At 72.9% G+C, this 22043-nt stretch carries 21 protein-coding genes and 1 tRNA gene; 10 read left to right on the top strand and 12 right to left on the bottom strand.

Annotated elements, in window-relative coordinates; translation table 11 throughout:
• Positions 1-8 precede the first annotated feature (8 nt).
• Together IE177_RS16695 and IE177_RS16690 are read right to left on the bottom strand one after the other, a co-directional pair.
• Complete coding sequence (locus IE177_RS16695) at positions 9-599, bottom strand: TetR/AcrR family transcriptional regulator (protein ID WP_190016124.1); 591 nt, start codon at positions 597-599, stop codon at positions 9-11.
• A complete protein-coding gene (locus IE177_RS16690) occupies positions 596-2110 on the bottom strand; it encodes a 3-hydroxyacyl-CoA dehydrogenase (RefSeq protein WP_190016123.1) in 1515 nt (504 codons plus the stop codon). The genes IE177_RS16695 and IE177_RS16690 overlap by 4 nt, the downstream gene beginning before the upstream one ends.
• 159 nt (positions 2111-2269) lie before the next feature.
• Between IE177_RS16690 and paaN the strand changes: the two genes are divergently transcribed.
• On the top strand, positions 2270-3976 hold the full coding sequence (gene paaN, locus IE177_RS16685) for a phenylacetic acid degradation protein PaaN (RefSeq protein ID WP_190016122.1): 1707 nt from the start codon (positions 2270-2272) through the stop codon (positions 3974-3976).
• Positions 3977-3985: 9 nt separating this feature from the next.
• Here the strand turns inward: paaN and IE177_RS16680 are convergent, their stop codons facing one another.
• Genes IE177_RS16680 through IE177_RS16670 form a run of 3 tightly spaced genes read right to left on the bottom strand, consistent with a single transcriptional unit; the run spans position 3986 to position 6905 of the window.
• Positions 3986-4735: a TrmH family RNA methyltransferase gene (locus IE177_RS16680; RefSeq protein ID WP_190016121.1), complete on the bottom strand. Its 750-nt coding sequence runs from the start codon at positions 4733-4735 to the stop codon at positions 3986-3988.
• Between the two features lie 50 nt (positions 4736-4785).
• A complete protein-coding gene (locus IE177_RS16675; RefSeq protein WP_190016120.1) occupies positions 4786-5994 on the bottom strand; it encodes an HTTM domain-containing protein in 1209 nt (402 codons plus the stop codon).
• Positions 5991-6905 (bottom strand): DUF5819 family protein, encoded by a 915-nt coding sequence (locus IE177_RS16670; protein ID WP_190016119.1) that lies wholly within the window; start codon positions 6903-6905, stop codon positions 5991-5993. The genes IE177_RS16675 and IE177_RS16670 overlap by 4 nt, the downstream gene beginning before the upstream one ends.
• 430 nt (positions 6906-7335) lie before the next feature.
• Here IE177_RS16670 and paaA point away from each other — a divergent pair, with 430 nt between their 5' ends.
• Genes paaA through paaE form a run of 5 tightly spaced genes read left to right on the top strand, consistent with a single transcriptional unit; the run spans position 7336 to position 10949 of the window.
• On the top strand, positions 7336-8364 hold the full coding sequence (gene paaA / locus IE177_RS16665; protein ID WP_190016118.1) for a 1,2-phenylacetyl-CoA epoxidase subunit PaaA: 1029 nt from the start codon (positions 7336-7338) through the stop codon (positions 8362-8364).
• On the top strand, positions 8361-8648 hold the full coding sequence (gene paaB / locus IE177_RS16660) for a 1,2-phenylacetyl-CoA epoxidase subunit PaaB (protein ID WP_190016117.1): 288 nt from the start codon (positions 8361-8363) through the stop codon (positions 8646-8648). Before paaA ends, paaB begins: the two co-directional genes overlap by 4 nt.
• Positions 8645-9364 (top strand): 1,2-phenylacetyl-CoA epoxidase subunit PaaC, encoded by a 720-nt coding sequence (paaC, locus tag IE177_RS16655; protein WP_190016116.1) that lies wholly within the window; start codon positions 8645-8647, stop codon positions 9362-9364. Before paaB ends, paaC begins: the two co-directional genes overlap by 4 nt.
• Positions 9358-9885: a 1,2-phenylacetyl-CoA epoxidase subunit PaaD gene (gene paaD / locus IE177_RS16650; RefSeq protein ID WP_190016115.1), complete on the top strand. Its 528-nt coding sequence runs from the start codon at positions 9358-9360 to the stop codon at positions 9883-9885. The genes paaC and paaD overlap by 7 nt, the downstream gene beginning before the upstream one ends.
• Positions 9885-10949: a 1,2-phenylacetyl-CoA epoxidase subunit PaaE gene (gene paaE, locus IE177_RS16645; protein WP_190016114.1), complete on the top strand. Its 1065-nt coding sequence runs from the start codon at positions 9885-9887 to the stop codon at positions 10947-10949. Before paaD ends, paaE begins: the two co-directional genes overlap by 1 nt.
• A 212-nt stretch (positions 10950-11161) precedes the next feature.
• On the opposite strand, the gene IE177_RS16640 is transcribed toward paaE, so the two are convergent.
• From IE177_RS16640 to IE177_RS16615, 6 genes are all read right to left on the bottom strand, one after another.
• The gene (locus tag IE177_RS16640) at positions 11162-11491 is read right to left on the bottom strand and encodes a rhodanese-like domain-containing protein (protein WP_190016228.1); all 330 of its coding nucleotides are present in this window, start codon (positions 11489-11491) and stop codon (positions 11162-11164) included.
• Between the two features lie 49 nt (positions 11492-11540).
• A complete protein-coding gene (locus IE177_RS16635) occupies positions 11541-12353 on the bottom strand; it encodes a hypothetical protein (protein ID WP_190016113.1) in 813 nt (270 codons plus the stop codon).
• Between the two features lie 122 nt (positions 12354-12475).
• Positions 12476-13909, bottom strand: a complete 1434-nt coding sequence (locus IE177_RS16630) for a DUF2252 domain-containing protein (protein ID WP_190016112.1) — start codon at positions 13907-13909, stop codon at positions 12476-12478.
• Positions 13910-14096: 187 nt separating this feature from the next.
• Positions 14097-14750, bottom strand: a complete 654-nt coding sequence (locus tag IE177_RS16625) for a histidine phosphatase family protein (protein WP_190016111.1) — start codon at positions 14748-14750, stop codon at positions 14097-14099.
• A gap of 253 nt (positions 14751-15003) precedes the next feature.
• Complete coding sequence (locus tag IE177_RS16620) at positions 15004-16116, bottom strand: sensor histidine kinase (RefSeq protein ID WP_190016110.1); 1113 nt, start codon at positions 16114-16116, stop codon at positions 15004-15006.
• Positions 16113-16781, bottom strand: coding sequence for a response regulator (locus IE177_RS16615; RefSeq protein WP_190016109.1), 669 nt, complete (start codon positions 16779-16781; stop codon positions 16113-16115). The genes IE177_RS16620 and IE177_RS16615 overlap by 4 nt, the downstream gene beginning before the upstream one ends.
• Before the next feature lie 422 nt (positions 16782-17203).
• Between IE177_RS16615 and IE177_RS16610 the strand changes: the two genes are divergently transcribed.
• Complete coding sequence (locus IE177_RS16610; protein WP_190016108.1) at positions 17204-18256, top strand: serine hydrolase domain-containing protein; 1053 nt, start codon at positions 17204-17206, stop codon at positions 18254-18256.
• A 176-nt stretch (positions 18257-18432) separates the two neighbouring features.
• Here IE177_RS16610 and IE177_RS16605 read toward each other — a convergent pair.
• A tRNA-Leu gene (locus tag IE177_RS16605) sits at positions 18433-18516 on the bottom strand.
• Between the two features lie 425 nt (positions 18517-18941).
• On the opposite strand from IE177_RS16605, the gene IE177_RS16600 reads away from it, so the two are divergent.
• The 3 genes from IE177_RS16600 to IE177_RS16590 all read left to right on the top strand — a co-directional run bounded on the left by IE177_RS16600 (position 18942) and on the right by IE177_RS16590 (position 22037).
• Entirely contained in the window at positions 18942-19808 is an 867-nt protein-coding gene (locus tag IE177_RS16600) for an FHA domain-containing protein (RefSeq protein ID WP_190016107.1), read from the top strand.
• Between the two features lie 10 nt (positions 19809-19818).
• A complete protein-coding gene (locus IE177_RS16595; protein WP_190016106.1) occupies positions 19819-20355 on the top strand; it encodes an FHA domain-containing protein FhaB/FipA in 537 nt (178 codons plus the stop codon).
• Between the two features lie 140 nt (positions 20356-20495).
• Entirely contained in the window at positions 20496-22037 is a 1542-nt protein-coding gene (locus tag IE177_RS16590; protein WP_190016227.1) for a Stp1/IreP family PP2C-type Ser/Thr phosphatase, read from the top strand.
• Positions 22038-22043: the final 6 nt, after the last annotated feature.

The raw sequence follows: 22043 nt of genomic DNA, 5'->3' as shown, positions 1-22043 counted from the left end.
CGACCGGGTCAGGCCGCCCTGCACAGGCCGGCGAAGACCAGCTGGACCACCGCGTCGGCCACCTCGCGGTCGCTGGCTCCGCGTACGTCGGGCCGGTACCACTCGACGATGGAGTTGATCATGCCGAAGACCAGTCGGGTGGCCAGCCGGACCTCCACGTCCCCGCGTACGTCACCGTCGGCGGCGGCCGCCTTCAGCAGCGCGGCGACCCGGTGGTCGAAGTCGCGGCGCCGCTCGAGCGCCCACCGCTCGGTGGCCGTGTTGCCGCGCACCCGCAGCAGCAGCGTCACGTACGGCAGCTCGGCTATGAGCACCTCGACCATGCGCCGCACGACGTGCTCCAGGCGGTCGACGGCCGGCCCCACGCGCGCGTGCTCCTCGTCCAGGATGGCGAACAGGCCGTCCAGGGCGCGGCTGACGGCCCGGCGCAGCAGTTCCTCCTTGCCGCTGACGTGGTGGTAGATCGACGACTTGGAGATGCCGGCCGCCTTGGACAGGTGCTCCATGGAGGTGCCGTCGTAGCCGCGTTCGTTGAAGACCCGCACGGCGACGGTGAGCAGCGTCTCCGGGGTGTACGTGTCGCGCCTGGCCGTCGTCATGAGGTGCCCTCCCGCTTGTCGATGGCGTAGGCGTGACGGTAGAGCGCGAGGGAGGGCGCGTACCGTCCGGAGGGGTCGCGCTCGTGCATCGCGTCCAGCACGGCGCGGGCGAAGGCACGGCCGAGTCTGCGGTCCCACTCGAAGGGACCGAGCGGGTAGTTGACGCCCAGGCGCATCGCGGTGTCGATGTCCTCCTCGGTGGCCACGCCCTTGGCTGCGGCGTCGTGGGCGAGGTCGATGATCCGGGCGACCGTGCGGGCGACGATCAGGCCGGGGACGTCGCCGATGACGCTGACGTCCTTGCCGAGCGCCTGGAACAGACCGGTGGCCTCGGCGAGCGTCTGCGGCGAGGTGTTCTCGGAGGCGGACAGGGCGATGCGGGTGGCCGTGCGGTAGTCCAGGGCGAGGTCGAAGTGGACGACGTCGCGGGACTCCGCGGACGTCCGGCCGTCGGCGAGGACCAGCCGGCCGCCGCTGGGCAGTACCAGGCGGGTGCCGTCGACCTCGTCCTCCTCGCGGACCTGGATGCCGGCCTCGCGGATCAGCGTGAGCAGTCCGGCGGCCGGGCCCAGCCCGCCCTCGGCGACGACGTGGGCGGGCGGCGGCTCCTTGTCGGCGGTGTGCGGCCCGGGCCGCTCGGCGTCGTCGGAGTAGTCGTACCAGCCGCGTCCGGCCTTGCGGCCGAGCCGTCCGGACTCCACCAGGCGGCGCTGCGCGAGGGAGGGCGTGAAGCGCACGTCCTGGAAGAAGGACTGCCACACGGAGTGGGTGACGGACTCGTTGACGTCCTGCCCGATCAGGTCGGTCAGCTCGAAGGCGCCCATCCGGAAGCCGCCGCACTCGCGCAGGACCGCGTCGACGGTCGCCGGGTCGGCGGCCTGCGCCTCGTGGACGGCGAAAGCCTCGGCGTAGAAGGGCCGGGCGATGCGGTTGACGATGAAGCCGGGGGTGTCCGCGCAGGCCACGGGCTTCTTGCCCCAGGCGCGGGCGGTCTCGTACGCGCGCGTGGCCGACGTGACGTCGGTGGCGAACCCGGAGACGACCTCGACCAGCGGCAGCAGCGGCGCCGGGTTGAAGAAGTGCAGGCCCACGAAGCGGCCGGGGTGGCGCAGGGCGCCGCCGACGGCCGTCACCGACAGCGAGGAGGTGTTGGTGGCGAGCAGGCAGTCCTCGGCGACGATCTCCTCCAGCTCGCGGAAGAGCTGCTGCTTGACGTCCAGGCGCTCCAGGACGGCCTCGACGACCAGCGCGCAGTCCGCCAGCTCCGCGAGGCCGTCCGCCGGCTTCAGCCGGGCCCGGGCCGCGTCCCGCTCCGCGGCGTCCAGCCGGCCCTTCTCCACGAGCCGGTCCAGCCGGGCGCCGATCGCCTCCGCCGCGGCCCGGGCCCGCCCGGCGACGGCGTCGTGGAGCCGCACGGGATGGCCGGCGACCAGCGCGACCTGGGCGATCCCCTGGCCCATGGTGCCGGTGCCGACCACGGCCACGGGGCTGCTGAGCTCGAGTGCTGTCATGTGCGCGATCCTCCCGCACGGCGTTTTCCACAGATGCGGCGGTCCCCCTTGTCCCGACCGATCGTTCGGTTACTCTAGCTCTGACCGCCCGATCCCGCGCCTCTTTCTTCCAGGTCGTGGACTCGACGAAGAGTTCTCCAGACGAGGAGTTGGTCCCGCATGGCCGCCGAACTGACCGCCCAGGAGCTGATCGCGAAGCACCGGCCCACTCTCGACCAGGCGCTGGAAGCGATCCGCACACGCGCGTACTGGTCGCCGCATCCCGAGCACCCGAAGGCGTACGGCGAGAACGGCAGCCTGGACGCGGCGGCCGGCAAGGCCGCCTTCGACGCCCTGCTGGGCACCCGGCTCGACCTCGGCCAGCCCGGCACCGACGACTGGGTGGGCGGCGAGGTCTCGCCGTACGGCGTCGAGCTGGGCGTGAGCTACCCGCACGCGGACCTCGACGTGCTGCTGCCCGCGATGAAGGCCGGCCAGCGGGCCTGGCGGGACGCGGGCGCCGAGACCCGCGCGGTGGTCTGCCTGGAGATCCTCAAGCGGATCAGCGACCGGACGCACGAGTTCGCGCACGCGGTCATGCACACCAGCGGCCAGGCCTTCATGATGGCGTTGCAGGCGGGCGGCCCGCACGCCCAGGACCGCGGCCTGGAAGCGGTGGCGTACGCCTACGCGGAGCAGGTCCGCACGCCCGGCACGGCCGAGTGGACCAAGCCCCAGGGCAAGCGGGACCCGCTGGCCCTCACCAAGCGGTTCACGCCGGTCCCGCGCGGCATCGGCCTGGTCATCGGCTGCAACACCTTCCCGACCTGGAACGGCTACCCGGGCCTGTTCGCGTCCCTGGCCACCGGCAACGCCGTCCTGGTCAAGCCACACCCGCGCGCGGTCCTGCCGCTCGCGCTGACCGTCCAGGTCTGCCGGGACGTGCTCGCCGAGGCGGGCTTCGACCCCAACCTGGTGGCGCTGGCCGCCGAACGCCCCGGTGAGGGCATCGCCAAGACCCTCGCCACGCGACCCGAGATCCGGATCATCGACTACACGGGGTCCACGGCCTTCGGCGACTGGCTGGAGGCCAACGCACGCCAGGCACAGGTCTACACGGAGAAGGCCGGCGTCAACACGGTGCTCGTGGAGTCGACCGACTCCTACAAGGGCATGCTGTCGAACCTGGCGTTCTCACTGTCCCTGTACAGCGGTCAGATGTGCACCACCCCGCAGAACCTGCTGATCCCGCGCGACGGTATCCGCACCGACGAGGGCCACAAGACCTTCGACGAGGTGACCGCCGACCTCGCCCGCGCGGTCGACGGCCTGCTCGGCGACGACGCGCGCGCCAACGCCCTGCTCGGCGCCATCGTCAACCCGGACGTCAAGGCCCGCCTGGAGGCGGCTGCCGGTCTGGGCGAAGTCGCCCTCGCCTCCCGCGAGATCGGCAACCCGGAGTTCCCGGACGCGGTCGTCCGGACGCCGGTGATCGTCAAGCTGGACGGCGCGCGGAAGTACTGGGAGGGGGCGGACGCCGACGTGGCCTACCTGAGCGAGTGCTTCGGCCCCGTCTCCTTCGCCGTCGCGGTCGACTCCGCGGCCGACGCGCTGGACCTGCTGCGGCGCACGGTCCGCGAGAAGGGCGCGATGACGGTCGGCGCCTACACCAGTGACACCGAGGTCGAGCAGGCCGTCGAGGAGGTCTGCCTGGAGGAGTCCGCCCAGCTGTCGCTCAACCTGACCGGCGGGGTGTACGTGAACCAGACCGCCGCCTTCTCCGACTTCCACGGCTCCGGCGGAAACCCGGCGGCGAACGCTGCCCTGTGCGACGGAGCCTTCGTGGCCAACCGGTTCCGGGTGGTGGAGGTCCGCCGCGAGGCGTAGTACCCGTTTTCAGCGGGGTGCGCCCCCGGTGGCACTCCAGTGGTACAGCGTCATGGCCACGCTCGTGGCCAGGTTGTAGCTGGAGACCTGGGGGCGCATCGGCAGCCGCAGCAGGTGGTCGGCACGGGCGCGCAGCGGCGCCGACAGTCCGCTGCGTTCCGAGCCGAACGCCAGCAGGGCGTCGTCGGGCAGCTTCGCGCCCCGGATGTCCTCGCCCTCCGGATCGAGGGCGAACAGCGGTCCGGCGGGCAGCTCGTCGACGCCGAGGCGTTCCACGGCGGTCGCGAAGTGCAGGCCCGCGCCACCGCGCACGACCGTGGGATGCCAGGGGTCCAGCGTGCCCGTGGTGACCACTCCGGTCGCCGCGAAACCGGCGGCCAGCCGGATCACGGCCCCGGCATTGCCCAGATTGCGCGGGTCGTCGAGGACGACCACGGGCGCGGTGCGCGGCGTGCGGGCCAGCGCCCGCAGGTTCGCCTCGCGCGACGGCCGTACGGCCAGCGCGGCCACCCCCGTCGGATGGGGCCGCGGGACGAGCGAGACGTACGTCTGCTCGGGCACCTCGGTCAGCAGCCCGTCCAGCACGTCCCGTACGTCCCCGGCCAGCTCCCCGGCGAGGGCGAGCGCGGCCCGCCGGTCGGTGGTCACCGCCACCGGCACCTCGGCGCCGAAGCGCACCGCGTGCTTGAGGGCGTGGAAACCGTCGAGCAGTACGGAGGTGCCGGCGAGCGCGCGCCAGCGGGTCAGCGGGTCGGTCATGCGAGGAACCCTACGCGGCCCCATGTCGTCACACGCCGCCCCACGTGGTCCTATGCGGCCCCCACACGGCCCGGGGCGCTGTCCTCCGGGGAGCGCGGCGCCGGCACCGAGCCCTTGTCGCGCCGGACCGCCCGCTGACACACGCGCGCCACCAGACCGCCGAGCCGCCGCAGGAAGGACGTCGGCAGGAACACCGCGTCCGCCGTGATCATCGCCAGCGAGAAGAAGGGCAGCCCGAGGACCACCGCGATCACCGCGTGCTCGGTCATCATCAGCACCAGCAGGACGTTCTTGACGCGCCGGTTGAACAGGGTGAACGGGAAGGCGACCTGAACCATGACCGTCCCGTAGGTCACCAGCAGCATGATCGTGCCGCTGGTGGACATCAGGTCGGCCAGCCCGGGCCAGGGCGTGAAGTAGTCCAGGTGGAGCGGATAGTAGACGGCGGTGCCGTCCTGCCAGCGCGACCCCTGGATCTTGTACCAGCCGGCCGTCGCGTAGATCAGGCAGGCCTCCGCCATGATCACCAACAGCGCGCCGTTGTGCAGGACGTTGACGATCACGTCCAGCAGGAGCCGCGGCTCGGCGGACGCCGCCCGGCGCTCGACGAGCCCCCACAGGCCGAGCGTCACCCAGACCGTCCACAGCAGTGCGGGGATCAGCCAGCCGTTGTCGAACCGGCCGGTGAGCGTCACGGTGGCGAGCGCGAGACCGAGGACGGCCCACAGCACCGGACCCACCCGGTCGGCGGGAACGCGCTCACCACGCGCGCGTGCCGCCTGGTCACGCGCCGCCCGCCGCGCGTCGAGGGACCACACCTGACCGCAGCGCGTGAAGACGAGGTAGAAGGACATCAGGTGCAGGACGTTGTCGCCGCCGTCGCCCATGAAGACGCTGCGGTTCTGCAGGGACAGCACGCCCACCATGAACAGAACCGACGCGGTCCGGGAGCGCCAGCCGAGCAGCAGCGCCACGCTGGCCGCGATCGCCAGCAGGTAGAAGCACTCGAACCAGGCCCGACCGTCCGACCACAGCAGCGCCGAGAAGGCGTGGTTGTCGTCGGTCAGGTCCTTGGCGAGCTGCCAGCCCCAGGGGCCCGAGGGGCCGTACAGCTCCTGGCGGTGGGGGAACTCGCGCAGCAGGAACATCAGCCAGGTGCCGGCGAACCCGATCCGGATCACGGCGCTCTGGTAGGGACCGAGGGCCGCCTCGGTGACGCGGGCGACGACGCCCGGGAGGGTCAGCGGGGAACGGTTCACCGCACGCCTCCCGCGGCCTCGTCAACCGTCACGGACCACCAGGGCAGCACGCGGTGGACGGGCTTGTCGGAGACCCGCTCCCCGCTCCACTTCGGCGGCTGCACGTTGGTGCTGCTGGAGCGGACCTGCACTCGCTGGATGACGCCCTCCTTGCTGGTCGGGTCGTCCCGGTACAGCCGCATCACCACGATCCGGCGCAGGTACTGCTCGGAGAGGGCGCCGCGCAGGGCCACGGGACGGTTGTCGGTGCTGTGGGTGGAGACGAAGAAGTCCCAGGCGCGGCGCAGTTCGTTCTGCTGGGTGTGGCTGGGCACCGGGTTGCCCTCGATCGCGGCGCCGTCCTGGGCGGAGAGGTCGGTCCAGCCGGTGGTGCGCAGCGCGCCGTCCTTCATGCGCACCTCGGCGCGCACCTGGACGGCGATGTTCTGCTGCAGCGGGTTCGGGGCGAACAGCTTCCAGTTCTGCTCGAACTCCGGATAGATCCACTCCTCTATCGCCTCGCCGTGCTTCTTCGTGACCGTGTTCGCGGGCGCGAGGCTCAGGAACACCATCAGCAGGTGCACGCACACGGCGACGGCGACCGCGGCGAGGGCCAGCGCCGCCCCGATCTGGTAGCGGGGGGAGAGCGCGGCTACGCCGGTACGGGGAGGGCCCACGGGAGCGGAGGGGCCGGACGGATCCGGCTCGACCGCCAGGACGGACGAGGACGACGGGACCGGCGAGGACGACCGGACCGGCGCGGACGACGGGGTCGACCCGGTGGATGCGGTCGCGGAAGTCGCGGGAGACGCCCCGGACGGCTGGTGCGGCTGCTCGCGCGGCCTCGGCGGCCTTGGTGGCCTCGGCGGTTCCAAGGGCTCGGGGGCGCCCGCGCCCTGCCGGGCCCCCGGGTCCTCGTCGTTCGCGTCCATTGCGCCCCGTCCCCCGTTTCGGCTCATTCGTTCCAGCTGGTCGCATCGGCCGAGTGACTCGGCCGGGCGCGGCGCCCGCCTCAGGGGCCGCACGGTGCACGAGCGTCACACGGCGCTCGCACGGAACGGTACTCAGGCCGGGGCACCGGGCGCAGCCCCGGGGTACGGGCCGGTGACCGTGGTCCTCGCCACGGCAGGCCCTCACGGCCCCGGCTCGGGCCGCCGGCCCGGCCGCCTCCGCCGCCCGACCTGCCGCGTCGGCCCCACGGCCTGCTCACGATCGCTGCCGCGGTGTCCTGTCCACAGGCGGCCCGACGAGTTTTCCACAGCGGTTGACACCTTTCGGCGGCCCGGCAACCATTGATACCGCACGGACCGAACGATCGGTCGGGACAGAGACCACCGCAGAGCCCTAGATCAGGGGGACCGCATGGCCACAGCAGCCGCGCAGCGCACGGCGGGTTCGGAGGCGGACGGCGCGCCGGACCCCGTCGACACGACGGCCTACCAACACGCCTTCGACGCGGCCGTCGCCGCCGACGAACGCATCGAACCGCGCGACTGGATGCCCGACGCCTACCGCGCCACCCTGGTCCGGCAGATCGCCCAGCACGCGCACTCCGAGATCATCGGCATGCAGCCGGAGGCGAACTGGATCACCCGCGCGCCCTCCCTGCGCCGCAAGGCCATCCTGATGGCCAAGGTCCAGGACGAGGCCGGCCACGGCCTGTACCTGTACAGCGCGGCCGAGACGCTGGGCACCGGCCGCGACGAGCTGCTGGACAAGCTGCACAGCGGCCGTCAGAAGTACTCCTCGATTTTCAACTACCCGACCCTGACCTGGGCCGACGTCGGCGCGATCGGCTGGCTCGTGGACGGCGCGGCGATCACCAACCAGGTCCCCTTGTGCCGCTGTTCCTACGGCCCGTACGCGCGCGCCATGGTGCGGATCTGCAAGGAGGAGTCCTTCCACCAGCGCCAGGGCTACGAGCTGCTGCTCGCCCTGAGCAAGGGCACCCCGGAGCAGCACGCGATGGCGCAGGACGCGGTGAACCGCTGGTGGTGGCCCTCGCTGATGATGTTCGGCCCGCCCGACGACGAGTCCCAGCACTCCGCGCAGTCCATGACATGGAAGATCAAGCGCCACTCCAACGACGAGCTGCGCCAGCGCTTCGTGGACATCTGCGTCCCCCAGGCCGAGTCCCTGGGCCTCACTCTGCCCGACCCGGAGCTGCGGTGGAACGAGGAGCGGGGGCACCACGACTTCGGCCCGATCGACTGGACGGAGTTCTGGGAGGTCCTCAAGGGCAACGGCCCGTGCAACGAGCAGCGCATCAACCAGCGCCGGCGCGCCCACGACGAGGGCGCCTGGGTGCGGGAGGCGGCCGCGGCCTACGCGGCCAAGCACACCGGCAGCGCTGGTGGGACCGGACACGAGACAGGAGCGACGCGAGCATGAGCACGACCGACTGGCCTCTGTGGGAGGTCTTCGTACGCTCCCGGCGGGGCCTCTCCCACACCCACGCCGGCAGCCTGCACGCGCCCGACGCCGAGCTGGCCCTGCGCAACGCCCGCGACCTGTACACCCGGCGCGGTGAAGGCGTCTCGATCTGGGTCGTTCCGGCCACTGCGATCACCGCGTCCTCGCCGGACGAGAAGGACCCGTTCTTCGAGCCGGCCGCCGACAAGCCGTACCGGCACCCGACCTTCTACGAGATCCCGGAAGGGGTGAAGCACCTGTGACCGCCACCGTCCCCGCGACCGCCGCGCTCGCCCTCGGCGACGACGCCCTGGTGCTCTCGCACCGCCTGGGCGAGTGGGCCGGGCACGCCCCCGTGCTGGAGGAGGAGGTCGCCCTCGCCAACATCGTGCTGGATCTTCTCGGCCAGGCCCGGGTACTGCTGTCCCTGGCCGGCGACGAGGACGAGCTGGCCTACCTGCGCGAGGAGCGGGCCTTCCGCAACCTCCAGCTGGTCGAGCAGCCGAACGGCGACTTCGCCCACACCATCGCCCGCCAGCTGTACTTCTCCACCTACCAGCAGCTCCTCTACGCCGAACTGGCCTCCGGGGACGGACCGTTCGCCCCGCTCGCCGCCAAGGCGGTCAAGGAGGTCGCCTACCACCGCGACCACGCCGAGCAGTGGACGCTGCGGCTCGGTGACGGCACCGGGACCAGCCACGAGCGGATGCAGCACGCGTGCGACGCGCTGTGGCGCTTCACCGGGGAGATGTTCCAGCCGGTCGAAGGCCTGGACGCCGACCGGGCGGCCCTTGAGACGCGCTGGCTGGAGTCCGTCGGCGACGTACTCGGCCGCGCCACGCTGACCCTTCCCGAGGGCCCGCGCACGGGCGCCTGGTCCGCGGGCGCCGGCCGGCAGGGCCTGCACACCGAGCCGTTCGGGCGGATGCTCGCCGAGATGCAGCACCTGCACCGCAGCCACCCGGGGGCGTCATGGTGACCGCCACCGCCCTGGAGGCCGAGCTGCTGGAGCTGGCCGGCTCGGTGCCGGACCCCGAGCTGCCCGTGCTCACCCTCAAGGAGCTGGGCGTGGTGCGCGCCGTGCGCGTGGGCGGCCCGGACACGGCCGAGGTCGATCTGACCCCCACCTACACCGGCTGCCCGGCCATCGAGGCGATGACCCTCGACATCGAGCGGGTGCTGCGCGCCCACGGCGTGCGCGAGGTCTCCGTGCGCACCGTGCTCGCGCCCGCCTGGTCGACCGACGACATCACGCCGGAAGGGCGCCGCAAGCTCCAGGAGTTCGGCATCGCTCCCCCGCGCGTACGCGAGGACTCCGGCCCCGTCCCGCTGGCCCTCGGCCCGACCCGGACCCACGAGGCGCAGAGCGAGCCCGTCCGCTGTCCGCACTGCGGCTCCGCCGACACCGAGCTGCTGAGCCGGTTCTCCTCCACCGCGTGCAAGGCGCTGCGCCGCTGCCTGGCCTGCCGTGAACCGTTCGACCACTTCAAGGAGTTGTGATGGCGCGCTTCCACCCGCTCCAGGTGGCCGCGGTCGACCGGATCACCGACGACTCCGTCGCCCTCACCTTCACCGTCCCGGCCGAGCTGCGCGAGGAGTACCGGCACGCCCCCGGCCAGCACCTGGCGCTGCGCCGGCGGGTGGACGGCACGGAGATACGCCGTACCTACTCGATCTGCTCCGCCGCGCCCGACCCGGCCGGCGATGGCCCGGCCACGCTGCGGGTGGGCGTGCGCCTGGTCGAGGGCGGCGCCTTCTCCGCCTACGCGCTGAAGGAGATCAACGCGGGCGACGAGCTGGAGGTGATGACCCCGGCCGGCCGGTTCACCCTCCAGCCGACGCCCGGCCTCTACGCGGCGGTCGTCGGCGGCAGCGGCATCACGCCGGTGCTGTCCATCGTCTCCACGCTGCTGGCGCGCGAACCGTCGGCCCGGTTCTGCCTGATACGCAGTGACCGTACGGCCGCCTCCACGATGTTCCTGGAGGAGGTCGCCGATCTGAAGGACCGCTACCCCGAGCGGCTCCAGCTGGTCACCGTGCTCTCCAGGGAGGAGCAGCAGGCGGGCCTGCCGTCCGGCCGGCTCGACCGGGAACGGCTCGCGGGCCTGCTGCCGGCGCTGCTGCCCGTGGAGCAGGTGGCGGGATGGTACCTGTGCGGGCCGTACGGGCTGGTGGAGGACACGGAGAAGGCGCTGCGCGGACTGGGCGTGGACCGGGCCCGGATCCACCAGGAGATCTTCCATGTGGACGCGGGGCCGGCCCCGGCCGCCGCCACCGCGGCTCCCGAGCACAGCACCGTCACCGCCCTGCTCGACGGACGCGGCGGCACCTGGCCGGTGCGCGAGGGCGAGTCGCTGCTGGAGACGGTCCTGCGCAACCGGCCCGACGCGCCGTACGCCTGCAAGGGCGGGGTCTGCGGGACCTGCAGGGCCTTCCTGATCTCGGGGGAGGTCCGCATGGACCGCAACTTCGCGCTGGAGACGGAGGAGACGGAGGCCGGCTATGTGCTGGCGTGCCAGTCGCATCCGCTGACGGAGACGGTCGAGCTGGACTTCGACCGCTGACGCACCGTTCGCCGAGGCGGCACCCGGCGCCGGCCCCGGGACGCTGCCCGCCGGCCGGCGCCTTCACACCGGCGGTGGTTCCGGCCACGGGGTACAAGGAGTGGGTCGGTGATCCGCGGGCGGCGCGCCCGCCCGGCCGATCGCGCGGCGCCGGGCCGGAACCGGTCCACCGGTCCACCGGTCCACGGCCGGTGTCGCTACAGCCGGTGTCGCTACAGGACGACGCCCGGCTTGCCGTCGTCCGTGATCACCGGGCGGCCCGCGGCCTGCCAGACCTGCATGCCGCCGTCGACGTTCACCGCGTCGATGCCCTGCTGGGCCAGGTACATGGTGACCTGGGCGGAGCGGCCGCCCGAGCGGCAGATGACGTGGACACGGCCATCCTGCGGCGCGGCCTCGGTCAGCTCGCCGTAGCGGGCCACGAAGTCACTGATGGGGATGTGCAGCGCTCCCTCGGCGTGGCCCGCCCGCCATTCGTCGTCCTCGCGGACGTCCAGCAGGAAGTCGCCGTCCTTGAGGTCCGTGACCTGGACCGTGGGCACACCAGCTCCGAAGTTCATGTCCCCGACGCTACCCGAAGCGCGAATCCGTTCAGCCCTGGGCGAGCAGGTCGGCCAGCCTCGTCTCCCGCTGGGCGATGTCGGACCGCAGCCGGGCGGCGATCTCCTCGAGCAGTCCGTCGGGATCGTCGGGGGCGAGGCGGAGCATCCCGGCGATGGCGCCGTCCTCCAGCTCACGGGCGATGAGAGTGAGCAGTTCCTTGCGCTGGGAGAGCCATTCGAGGCGGGCGTACAGCTCGTCGGCGGGGCTCGGACGGCGCTCGGGAGGCACCGGGCCGGCCGCCCACTCCTCGGCCAGCTCCCTGAGCAGCACCTCGTCGCCGCGGGCGTAGGCGGCGTTGACCCGGGTGATGAAGTCCTCGCGCCGCTGCCGCTCCTCTTCCTCCTGTGCCAGGTCGGGGTGGGCCTTGCGGGCCAGCTCGCGGTAGAGCTTGCGGGCCTCCTCGCTGGGCCGCACCCGCTGCGGCGGCCGTACGGCCTGGTCGGTGAGCATGGCGGTGGCCTCCGGGAACAGGCCGTCGCCGTCCATCCAGCCGTGCAGCAGTTCCTCGACGCCGGGGATCGGCAGGACCCGGCCCCGGGCCTCTCCGGCCAGCCGGATGTCCTCGGGATCGCCGGTGCGGGCGGCCTTCGCCTCGGCGATCTCGGCGTCCAGTTCCTCGATGCGGGCGTAGAGCGGACCGAGTCGCTGCTCGTGGAGCCGGGAGAAGTTCTCGACTTCGACGCGGAAGGTCTCCACCGCGATCTCGTACTCGATCAACGCCTGCTCGGCGGCCCGGACGGCCCGCTCGAGCCGCTCCTCGGGACGCGGTGCCTGGGACTCATCGGCTTCCGGGGTCGTCACCCGCCCAGCGTAGCGCTGCGCCCGGCCCGCACCGGATGCCGAGGGTCCGGTGCGGTGCCCCGGCCCGTGCGGCGCCGGGGCCACGGCACCACCGTGCCCCCGGCGCTCTTCGTCCAAGCGGGTCACACCCCCGGCTCGGCCGCAATCCGTCCCGCGCGTATGCCCGCGACCAGCTCCACGTGGTCGGCCTCGGTGCGGTCGGCGTAGGCGACGGCGAAGTCCGCCATCGCCTCGTCCAGCTCCTCGTTCTTGCCGCAGTACCCGGCGATCAGCCGCGGGTCCGCGCTGTGGGAGTGGGCGCGGGCCAGCAGGGCGCCGGTCATGCGGCCGTAGTCGTCGACCTGGTCGGCGGCGAGGGCGGCCGGGTCGACGCTGCCCTTGCGGTTGCGGAACTGGCGCACCTGGAAGGGGCGCCCGTCGACCGTGGTCCAGCCCAGCAGGATGTCGCTGACCACCTGCATCCGCTTCTGCCCGAGGACCACCCGGCGTCCCTCGTGCTCCGTGTCCGGCGTGGCGAAGCCGGCCGTCACCAGGTGCGGGACCAGCGCGGACGGGCGGGCCTCCTTCACCTGGAGCACCAGCGGCTGCTCACGGTGGTCGAGGAGCAGCACGACGTAGGACCGGGTGCCGACGCTGCCGGTGCCGACCACCCGGAAGGCCACGTCGTGCACCGCGTGCCGGGCGAGCAGGGGGTGCCGGTCCTCGCTGAGGGTGTGGACGTACGGCTCCAGCGAGGCGGCGACCGCGGCGGCCTCGGCGTCCGGGATCCTGCGGAGCACCGGCGGCGCGTCCACGAACCGGCGCCCGCCGTCGGCCACCGCCTCGGTCGACTTCGCGGCGAACCGGCCGCTGGTGTTCGCCCGCGCCTTCTCCGAGACCCGTTGCAGCGTGCCGAGCAGGTCGTGGGCGTCGGTGTGGGAAACCAGCTCCTCGTCGGCGATGGCGTTCCACGCGTCCAGCACGGGCAGCTTGGCGAGCAGGCGCATGGTGCGCCGGTAGGCACCGGCCGCGTCCCGCGCCGCCGCACGGCAGGTGTCCTCGTCGGCGCCCGCCTCGCGCCCGGCGAGCACCAGGGAGGCCGCGAGCCGCTTGAGGTCCCACTCCCAGGGACCGTGCACGGTCTCGTCGAAGTCGTTGAGGTCGATGACCAGGTCACCGCGGGCGTCGCCGTAGAGACCGAAGTTGGCCGCGTGCGCGTCGCCGCAGATCTGGGTGCCTATCCCCGTCACGGGGGTGCGGGCCAGGTCGTGGGCCATCAGCCCGGCCGAGCCGCGCAGGAAGGCGAAGGGGGTGGCCGCCATCCGGCCCACCCGGATCGGCGTCAGCTCCGGGATGCGGCCGGCGTTGGACTCCTCGACCGCGCTCACCGCGCCGGGACGGCCGGCGTCCGGGTCGAGCAGACGGTGCGCACCGCGCGACACGCTCTGCCGCAGCGCCTTGCCCTCCTGCTTCGCGGTGCTCTCCGCGGGCCAGGCGGCGAACCCCCGCACCCGGGGCAGCCGGCGCCCGGCCGCCCCGGCCACTCCCCTATCCGCTCCCACACCGGTTTCGGTCACCGCGACCGCCTCCCCCACACCCGGCTGCTGCCTGTCCGCAGATCAGCTCGCACATCAACTCGTGCAGACCGTACAGCCGGTGGCCGAAACACGTCAGGCCCTGTGGACGACTCGGCACCGGCAGCGGTGGCCCCCAGGCTGCGAGCACCCTGTGGCAGGCGCCCAGGACCACCGTGGCGAGACGCTTTCAGGGCCCGCTGACGACCGTCGAGGACCGTCCCCGGAAGAGAACCCGGTCGCTCCCCGCCGCCCATTCGGGCCGGCGCGGACCGATCACCGTCGGGGCGACGCTGCCGAGCCGGACGTCCCAGCAGTCGCCCTGCCGGGTGAGGGTGACCGGGGACAGGGGCGGCACGGCGAGGTGCCAGAACGCTCGCGCGGGTACGGCCAGGGCATGGACGAGCGCGGCCCGGACGACGGACGCCTCGGTGACCGCCACCACGTGGCCGGTGCCGGGCGCCAGGCTGCCCAGCCAGTCCGCCGTCCGGCGGCAGAGCCCGCGCACGGACTCTCCCCCGTGGGGCGCGGCGTCCGGATCGGTGAGCCAGGCGGTGAACCCGTCGGGGTCGGCCGCGGCCACGTCGGCGATGCTGCGACCGCGCCACGTGCCCGGGTCGAGATCGCGCAGGGCCGGCTCGGGCGCGGCCACCAGGCCGATGGCGTCGGCGGTCCGGGAGCAGCGGGCCGAGGGCGCCCGGACGGCCCGCTCGTGGGGCCGGAGCGCCGCCCCCACGGCGCCCGCCGTCCGCAGGCCGGGCTCGCTCGCGGGAGCGTCGACGAGGCGCGGATCCAGGGTGGCGTCACCGCCGGGCGCGCTCAGAAACGTCAGGTGGATCGTCATGGGACCGACCTCCGGCAGGGCGAACAGGGGCGGCGGACGAGAGGGCCGACGCCACGGCGTGACTCCTGAGCTCCAGGGTCGGCGGCAGCGCCCCCGCCGCGACATCCGCCAGGTGTCCGGAACCGTCCCGCCGACCGGCCGGAGCGCCCCCGCCACCCGGCCGGCGCCGTGAACAATCACCCGGTCGGGCAAACGGGCCCGGCAGGGCCGCGCTCGGCGTTCGTCGATCACGCCCGCCCCGGGCCGAAGGCGTTCACCGGTTGCGCTCGACCGGCAGTCTCAGGCGCAGCTCGTAGCCACCCTGGGCCGTGGGCCCGGAGGTGACGGTGCCGCCCAGCAGTTCGGCGCGCTGGGCCAGGCCGGCCAAACCGTGGTGGGCGCTCGGCAGGCTGAACGCGCGCCGGGTGGGGGCGGTGTTGGTGACGGTGGCGCGCAGGGCACCGTCCCGGTGGCTGATGCGGACGGTAGCGGTGGCGCCGGGGGCGTGCTTGCGGACGTTGGTCAGCGCTTCCTGGACGGTGCGGTAGACGGCGCGCTGGACCGTGGGCGGAAGCTCCTCGGACAGGTCGGTCTCCAGCTTGGCCTCGATCCCGCTGGCCTCGACGAGGTGCTCCAGGTCGGCGAGCGATGGCTGCGGGGTGAGTTCCGTGGGCCGGCTGCCGGAGGCCCGCAGCACGCCGACCATGTGCCGCAGCTCCTCCAGGGTCTGCACGCTCAGGCGCCGGATCGTGGCCGCGGCCTGGCGGGTCTCGGCGTCCCGGCTGCCCACCTGGAGCGCGCCGGCCTGCACGGCGATGAGGCTGACCTGGTGGGAGACCACGTCGTGCATCTCCCGGGCGAGCTGGGCGCGCTCCTTCGCCAGCACGCTCTGGGCGGTCAGCAGCCGTTCGTGCTCGCGGGCCTCGGAGATGTCGGCCAGCCGCAGGGACAGCTCGCGCCGGGCCTGGACGAGCTGGCCGAGGAAGACGGGGGCGGCGGCGGTGGCCAGGGTGTAGCTGAGGTGGAACAGGTTGTTGGTCTGGGACAGCTCGGTGGCGTCCAGGGACGACCACGGCCAGGGCATGAAGTCGACGATCGCGTAGATGAGGGCGCAGCCGGCCAGCAGCAGGCGGTTCCGGTTGAGCGAGGACAGCGTGTACAGCGCGGCCATGGGTGCGACCACCGCGTCCGTGACCAGAGCCGAGGGCAGCGTGAGCACGAAGGTCGTCAGTGGCAGCCGGCGGCGCAGCACCAGGGCGAGCGCGCCGGACATCGCGCAGACGGCGGCCGGTGGGTCCGTGACGCCGACGTGGGTCCACGCGTCCGCCAGCGCGAACACGACGAGGGCGGTGTCCAGCAGCGCGGCCGGCGGCCGCCGGGGGCTCACCGGGCTCCCTCTTCCTGCGACGGACCGAGCAGGCCCGCACGCTCGGCGATCAGCGCCGCCTGGACGCGGCTGCTCACCCGCAGTTTGCCCAGGACGCTGGTGACATGGCCCTTGACGGTGCCCGTGCTCAGGTGCAGCCGTTCGCCGATGTCGGGATTGGCGAGCCCCTCCGCCATGAGGACGAGCACGGCACGCTCCCGCTCGGTCAGCCGGGCCGTGAGACGGACGGCGGCGAGCTCACGGACGCTGCTGTCGAGGTAGCCGTCCACCACCAGGCGAGTGACCTTGGACGACAGCACCGTCCCTCCCTCGGCCAGGGTGCGTACGAGGTGGGGGAGCTGTTCGGGGTCGGTGTCCTTGAGCAGGAATCCGGCGGCGCCCGAGCGCAGGGCGGTCGCCACGTACTCGTCGGTGTCGAACGTCGTGAGCATGGCGACCACCGGCGCCCGTGGCATGCGGCGCAGCTCGGCGAGGATCGTGAGGCCGTCCACGTCCGGCATCCGGATGTCGAGCAGGACGACGTCGGGCTGCAGCTCCCGCACCGTGCGCACGGCCTGGCCACCGTGCACCGCCGCGACGACCTCGATGTCGCCCGCCGTCTGGAGAATGTGCGTGAAACCCGTCCGGACGAGGGCCTCGTCGTCGACCACCAGTACCCGGATCACGTGCGCTCCGCTCGTCGCATGGCCGCCGTTCGATGCATACCCCCGCCGCCCGGGCCCGTGGGCGGGCGGCGCGCGATACCCGCCGGTTGGCGGCGTGACCCCAGCCGGTCGGCCGCAACGGCGTCCGGGCGGACATCCGGTCAGGTGACCGCCCCGCCGCCCACCCCCGCGAACGCGAAAGGACCCCGGCCATCCCGCCCCCGGCCCCCGCGGACGCGAAAGCACCCCGACCACTCCGCCGCCCACCCGCGCGGACGCGAAGGAACCCGGCCACCCCGCCGCCCACCCCCGCGGACGCGAAGGCACCCGCCGGTCCCTCCCCAAGAGTCCCCCCGGACCGCCCGTGGCGCAGCCGGGCCCTCACACCTCCTCTGACTACGCTGAGCGACGGGACAGCAACGGCCAGGACAGATCGGGAGACCATGGCCCTCGACCTCGACATCGACCGCATCCGCCAACTCGTCGACGAAGGTGTCCGGGCCAAGGTCTATCCCGGCGCCGTCTGGGCCGTCGGCGACCGCACCAACATGGTCATCGGCACCCCGGGCCTCATGGAGCCCGACCGGCCCGGCGAACCGATGCGGCACGACACCGTCTTCGACGTGGCCGGCCTCACCAAGATCCTCGCCGTGTGGCCCGCCATCGGATCCCTCGTCGAGGACGGCAAGCTGCACCTGGACGAACAGCTGGGGGCCTTCTGGTCCGAGGTGAGCGGCCGCCCCCTGGGCCGGGTGACCGCGCGCCACCTGCTCACCCACACCGCCGGCGTCCCGTCGCGGACCAACCTCGCGCACCTGTACGGCACCGACCCCCAGGACATCAGGGACGGCGTCCTGCACGAGGCGACGCTCCGCTCGCCCGGTGAGGCCGTGGAGCACACCGACCGCGCCGCACTGGTCCTCGGCTACCTCGCCGAACACCTGTCCGGGCAGACCCTGGACGTCCTCGCGGCGACCGGCGCGTGGCAACCCCTCGGCATGACACGCACCCGCTACGGCCCCCTGTCCGCCGACGCGGCCGCCCGCTGCGCGCCGACCGGACGCGACGACGTCACGGGGGCCCGTCTGCGGGGCACCGCCCACGACTCCTCGGCGCGCCTGCTCGGGGTCTGCGGCATCGCCGGAGTGTTCACCGTCCTGCCCGACCTCGCGGCCTTCCTGCGCCACGTGCTGCGGCCGGCGCGGGAGGACGGGCCGACCGGCCTCGGCCCCGCCTGGGTCGAGCAGTCGCTCCGGATCCAGACCGGGGACCTCGCACCCGCCCGCGGGCTGTTCTGGCACCCGGCGCCGGGCACCGACCCGGCGGCCGACGGCGTCTGGGCGCACTACGGCCGCACGGGCACAGGGGTGTGGCTCTCCCCCGGGCACGGCCGCTGGGCGGTGCTGCTGACCAACAGGGACTACTTCACCAGGGGCCGCGAGCCCCTCACCCACGTCCGCGACGCGTTCCGCTCCCTCGCGTTCTCCCGCGGGTAACGGCACGGCATCACTTGTCCGGCAACCGTGGACCGCGTCCGTGAGATAGCTCACCGGCACGGCCGCCCGCGCCCACGCCCGGCCTGTGCGATCCCTCACAGAACCGGACACGACGAGAAACGGGCCCCTGCCGTGACTTCCGTCACCGGCAGAGACCCGTCTCTACGGTTTCTCTGTGCGCGAGGGGGGAGTTGAACCCCCACGCCCTTGCGGGCACTGGAACCTGAATCCAGCGCGTCTGCCTATTCCGCCACCCGCGCATTGGGTGTGTCCTCCGGTTCCGGCCCTCTCGGGCTGGCCCCTTCCGACACCCAGAACATTAGCACGCCGTACGGGGTGGATTCACATCCGTTGATCACCACCGCCCCGGGCGGCCCGCACGTATCAGCGGGTGCCTGTTCACGTATCAACCTCGTACCGGTCCCCGTCGTCTACCCGGCAGGCGCACCGGGTGCACAGCCGGGTGCGGGACACTGGTCTTCGCCCGCCTCTACGATCCATGCCGGAAGGACGTCCCGGGAGGAGTCCCGCGACGAGTTCCGGGGAGGAGTTCGAAGGGGAGCCGCTGGGGGAACCGGCTGATTGCCGGGCGCGTAGATACGATCAGTGAGCAGTACCGGCAGTACCCGGCAAGGCAGCGACACACAGCAGGTCAAGGCAACGGCAGGGACGGAGGAGGTGCCCCATGGGAGTCCTGAAGAAGTTCGAGCAGCGTCTCGAAGGTCTGGTGAACGGCACCTTCGCCAAGGTCTTCAAGTCCGAGGTCCAGCCCGTGGAGATCGCCGGCGCGCTCCAGCGGGAGTGCGACAACAACGCCACCATCTGGAACCGGGACCGCACGGTCGTCCCGAACGACTTCATCGTGGAGCTGAGCGCGCCGGACCACGAGCGCCTCAGCCCCTACTCCGGGCAGCTCGGCGACGAGCTGGCCGGGATGGTGCGCGACTACGCCAAGCAGCAGCGCTACACCTTCATGGGCCCGATCAAGGTCAACCTGGAGAAGGCGGACGACCTCGACACCGGGCTGTACCGGGTGCGCTCGCGCACCCTCGCCTCCTCCAGCAGCCAGCAGGCGCCGCAGGCTCCTCCCGCGGGCCCGCACGCCGGCCGCCCGGGACAGGGCGCCCCCGGCGGCTACGGCTACCCGCCGGCCGCCCCCTCGGGCGCGCCCCCCATGCCGGCCGCGCCCCCGCCCGGCGCCCGGCCCGGCGGCTACGGCTACCCGCAGCCCGCCACCCAGCGGCCCGCGGCCCCGCCCATGAGCGGCGGGCGCACCCGCTACTGGATCGAGATCAACGGCACCCGCCACCAGATCTCCCGCCCGACCCTGGTGCTGGGCCGCAGCACCGAGGCCGACGTGCGGATCGACGACCCCGGCGTCTCCCGCCGGCACTGCGAGATCCGGACCGGCACGCCCTCGACGATCCAGGATCTCGGATCCACCAACGGCATCGTGGTGGACGGGCAGCACACCACCCGCGCTACGCTCCGCGACGGCTCGCGGATCGTCGTGGGCAGCACCACCATCATTTACCGGCAAGCCGAAGGGTGAAGCGGGGGCAATGTCAGAGCTGACCCTCACGGTCATGCGGCTGGGTTTCCTGGCCGTACTGTGGCTGTTCGTGATCGTGGCCGTGCAGGTCATCCGGAGCGACCTGTTCGGTACGCGCGTCACCCAGCGCGGGTCCCGCAGGGAGGCCGGGCGCCAGCAGCAGCAGCAGTCGGGCCGGCAGCAGGCGGCCCGGCAGCAGGCCGCGCCCCCGCAGCAGCGCGGGCAGCAGGGCGGCGGCCGGCAGCGCCGCAACGCCCCCACCAAGCTGGTCGTGACCGAGGGCACCCTGACCGGCACCACCGTGGCCCTGCAGGGCCAGACGATCACGCTGGGCCGGGCGCACGACTCCACGATCGTGCTGGACGACGACTACGCCTCCAGCCGCCATGCCAGGATCTACCCGGACCGCGACGGCCAGTGGATCGTCGAGGACCTCGGCTCCACCAATGGCACCTACCTGGACCGGTCCCGGCTGACGACTCCCACGCCGATTTCGCTGGGCGCGCCGATCCGCATCGGCAAGACCGTCATCGAGCTGCGGAAGTAGTGCTACATCATGAGTGAGCGCGAGTGGAGCGAGCACGCAGCGGCAGGCCGCCACCCGGTCTCCGGCGCGCTCCCGACCGGAGGGTGGGCAGTGTGGCTCGACACGACCGGCTGCATTCGGAGCCGATGGGCGAGGTGCGCATGAGTCTGTCACTGCGCTTCGCCGCCGGATCGCACAAGGGCATGATCCGGGAGGGCAACGAGGACTCCGGTTACGCCGGTCCCCGCCTGCTCGCGATCGCCGACGGCATGGGCGGCCAGGCGGCCGGCGAGGTCGCCTCCTCCGAGGTGATCTCCACCCTGGTCACGCTCGACGACGACGTGCCCGGCTCCGACCTCCTCACCTCCCTCGGCACGGCCGTGCAGCGCGCCAACGACCAGCTGCGCGCCATGGTCGAGGAGGACCCCCAGCTGGAGGGCATGGGGACGACCCTCACCGCCCTGCTGTGGACCGGTCAGCGGCTCGGCCTCGTACACGTCGGCGACTCGCGCGCGTACCTGCTCCGGGACGGCGTGCTCACCCAGATCACCCAGGACCACACCTGGGTGCAGCGGCTCGTGGACGAGGGCCGGATCACCGAGGAAGAGGCCACCACCCACCCGCAGCGCTCCCTGCTGATGCGCGCCCTCGGCAGCGGCGACCACGTCGAACCCGACCTGTCGATCCGCGAGGTCCGGGCCGGCGACCGCTACCTGATCTGCTCCGACGGCCTGTCCGGCGTCGTCTCCCACCAGACCATGGAGGAGACCCTCGCCAGCTACCAGGGCCCGCAGGAGACCGTGCAGGAGCTGATCCAGCTCGCGCTGCGCGGCGGCGGCCCCGACAACATCACCGTCATCATCGCCGACGTCCTCGACCTGGACACCGGTGACACCCTCGCCGGTCAGCTGTCCGACCAGCCGGTCGTGGTCGGCGCCGTGGCCGAGAACCAGCACCACCTGCACGACAACGGCATCATGCAGACCCCGGCCGGCCGCGCCTCCCACCTGGGCCGCCAGGGCCACGGCGGCGGCGAGTTCGGACCGCCCGGGTCCGGTGACACCACCGGCTACGTCCCCGCCGGCTCGTTCGACGACTACGCCGACGGCGACCTCGGCAAGCCGCCCCGGCGCAGGTGGCTGAAGAGATCCCTCTACGGCGCCCTCGCCCTCGCCGTCGTCGGCGGCGGCCTGTACGGCGGTTACCGCTGGACGCAGACGCAGTACTACGTCGGCACCAAGGACGAGCACGTCGCGCTGTACCGCGGGATCAGCCAGGACCTGGCGTGGGTCTCGCTGTCGAAGGTGGAGAAGGACCACCCCGAGATCGAACTCAAGTACCTGCCCCCCTACCAGCGCAAGCAGGTCAAGAACACGATCGCGGCGGGCGGCCTGGACCAGGCCCAGGCGAAGATCGAGGCGCTGTCCGTGCAGGCCTCCGCCTGCAGGAAGCAGGCGGAACGCACGACCGCCGAGAGCGAGAAGAACGCAAAGACGGAGAAGGGCGGGACCGGAGGCACCGCGGGAACCACCCGTACCTCCCTCACGTCCAAGGCTTCGCCGACGCCCAACCCGTCGGCGTCGTCGAAGTCCCCGACCTCGCCCTCGAAGTCCCCGAAACCGTCCACGACCGCCACTCCCAATCCCGGCCCGAGCCTCTCCGAGGATGAGCAGAAGGTCGTCGATCAGTGCGGCAAGCAGTAAGCCAGC

It is taken from the genome of Streptomyces lucensis JCM 4490, assembly GCF_014650035.1.
Classification (GTDB): domain Bacteria; phylum Actinomycetota; class Actinomycetes; order Streptomycetales; family Streptomycetaceae; genus Streptomyces; species Streptomyces lucensis.
Note: the sequence above shows the minus strand (reverse complement) of the source record. Positions and strands in the feature narration are given on the sequence as shown.

What these genes read in the sequence shown, in the direction of transcription:
- IE177_RS16695 (WP_190016124.1), bottom strand. Translation starts at nt 599, where the DNA reads ATGACGACGGCCAGGCGCGACACGTACACCCCGGAGACGCTGCTCACC.
- IE177_RS16690 (WP_190016123.1), bottom strand. Translation starts at nt 2,110, where the DNA reads ATGACAGCACTCGAGCTCAGCAGCCCCGTGGCCGTGGTCGGCACCGGC.
- paaN (WP_190016122.1), top strand. Translation starts at nt 2,270, where the DNA reads ATGGCCGCCGAACTGACCGCCCAGGAGCTGATCGCGAAGCACCGGCCC.
- IE177_RS16680 (WP_190016121.1), bottom strand. Translation starts at nt 4,735, where the DNA reads ATGACCGACCCGCTGACCCGCTGGCGCGCGCTCGCCGGCACCTCCGTA.
- IE177_RS16670 (WP_190016119.1), bottom strand. Translation starts at nt 6,905, where the DNA reads ATGGACGCGAACGACGAGGACCCGGGGGCCCGGCAGGGCGCGGGCGCC.
- paaA (WP_190016118.1), top strand. Translation starts at nt 7,336, where the DNA reads ATGGCCACAGCAGCCGCGCAGCGCACGGCGGGTTCGGAGGCGGACGGC.
- paaB (WP_190016117.1), top strand. Translation starts at nt 8,361, where the DNA reads ATGAGCACGACCGACTGGCCTCTGTGGGAGGTCTTCGTACGCTCCCGG.
- paaD (WP_190016115.1), top strand. Translation starts at nt 9,358, where the DNA reads ATGGTGACCGCCACCGCCCTGGAGGCCGAGCTGCTGGAGCTGGCCGGC.
- paaE (WP_190016114.1), top strand. Translation starts at nt 9,885, where the DNA reads ATGGCGCGCTTCCACCCGCTCCAGGTGGCCGCGGTCGACCGGATCACC.
- IE177_RS16625 (WP_190016111.1), bottom strand. Translation starts at nt 14,750, where the DNA reads ATGACGATCCACCTGACGTTTCTGAGCGCGCCCGGCGGTGACGCCACC.
- IE177_RS16610 (WP_190016108.1), top strand. Translation starts at nt 17,204, where the DNA reads ATGGCCCTCGACCTCGACATCGACCGCATCCGCCAACTCGTCGACGAA.
- IE177_RS16600 (WP_190016107.1), top strand. Translation starts at nt 18,942, where the DNA reads ATGGGAGTCCTGAAGAAGTTCGAGCAGCGTCTCGAAGGTCTGGTGAAC.
- IE177_RS16595 (WP_190016106.1), top strand. Translation starts at nt 19,819, where the DNA reads ATGTCAGAGCTGACCCTCACGGTCATGCGGCTGGGTTTCCTGGCCGTA.
- IE177_RS16590 (WP_190016227.1), top strand. Translation starts at nt 20,496, where the DNA reads ATGAGTCTGTCACTGCGCTTCGCCGCCGGATCGCACAAGGGCATGATC.